Source organism: Haloferax profundi (genome assembly GCF_001469865.1).
GTDB classification, from domain to species: Archaea; Halobacteriota; Halobacteria; order Halobacteriales; family Haloferacaceae; genus Haloferax; species Haloferax profundi.
Genome location: NZ_LOPV01000615.1, coordinates 1 through 245, shown reverse-complemented (window position 1 = coordinate 245; position 245 = coordinate 1). Strand labels below are relative to the sequence as shown.

The 245-nt window shown below is 52.7% G+C and carries 1 pseudogene; it reads left to right on the top strand.

Annotated features, from left to right (window positions below):
• Nucleotides 1-245 (top strand): annotated as a pseudogene (locus AUR66_RS22920) (hypothetical protein); the annotation flags it as partial.

The window sequence follows — 245 nt, the reverse complement described above, 5'->3', positions numbered from 1 at the left end:
TGTAGATTTTGACCTGGACTCGTTCACCGTTGACGACAGGGATCGAAAGTCGATCGATCTGAATCCGTCACAGACAGAGATCAACCTCGCATCGGCTGTGTCGTCGTCTGACAGTAGTGACAAGCCGGATTGGAACACCATTACTCTCCACGGGAAACTTCGCCTACCTGAGGAGACGGTACAGGCAGTCTTTCCAGAAGATGAATGGGCAGAGCCTCCGGCCAAACTCTACGTCACCATTCGCT